Source organism: Neptuniibacter marinus (genome assembly GCF_001597725.1).
Lineage (GTDB): Bacteria > Pseudomonadota > Gammaproteobacteria > Pseudomonadales > Balneatricaceae > Neptuniibacter > Neptuniibacter marinus.
The window spans coordinates 1-691 of record NZ_LUTR01000052.1; the positions used below are offsets into that span (position 1 = coordinate 1).

The window sequence follows — 691 nt, forward strand, 5'->3', positions numbered from 1 at the left end:
TGGAGCGGGAAACGAGGTTCGAACTCGCGACCCCAACCTTGGCAAGGTTGTGCTCTACCACTGAGCTATTCCCGCAAAACCTTCAAAGAGAATGGCGTCCCATAGGGGGTTCGAACCCCTGTTACCGCCGTGAAAGGGCGGTGTCCTAGACCTCTAGACGAATGGGACGCTACATCCTTGCAAGACGTGTTGCCTTGTAAGGAGGCGCGTATATTAAAGAACTGATTCTTAGGGGTCAACCCTATTTTTAAGAAAAAAGAACACTTTGTTTTCTATCCATGGGTTGCAAATACAGCAAACAGCCCTAACGCTGTTTTCACCCTAACCCATTGGTAATATTAAAGAACTTCCAACAAGGCAAACTCATGACAGCTTTACACCCAATACACATCATTTTTTGGCCACACAAGTACTAATAAGGTAGATTTTCAGTGAAGGAAGGCAGCTTAATAAACAGTTATCGGAGGGATAAAAAAAAACCAACATAAGCCAGCTGATAGAATAAACGGGATAGTAGAAGATGGAGCGGGAAACGAGGTTCGAACTCGCGACCCCAACCTTGGCAAGGTTGTGCTCTACCACTGAGCTATTCCCGCAAAACCTTCAAAGAGAATGGCGTCCCATAGGGGGTTCGAACCCCTGTTACCGCCGTGAAAGGGCGGTGTCCTAGACCTCTAGACGAATGGGACGC

General features: G+C 47.5%; 4 tRNA genes. All 4 read right to left on the minus strand.

The features are described from left to right. The 4 genes from A3774_RS15985 to A3774_RS16000 all read right to left on the minus strand — a co-directional run bounded on the left by A3774_RS15985 (window position 1) and on the right by A3774_RS16000 (window position 689). Window positions 1–75, minus strand: a tRNA-Gly gene (locus tag A3774_RS15985). A gap of 17 nt (window positions 76–92) precedes the next feature. Continuing rightward, window positions 93–168: transfer RNA gene (locus A3774_RS15990), tRNA-Glu, on the minus strand. Between the two features lie 353 nt (window positions 169–521). Then, window positions 522–596: transfer RNA gene (locus A3774_RS15995), tRNA-Gly, on the minus strand. A 17-nt stretch (window positions 597–613) separates the two neighbouring features. Then, a tRNA-Glu gene (locus A3774_RS16000) sits at window positions 614–689 on the minus strand. Between the last annotated feature and the right edge of the window lie 2 nt (window positions 690–691).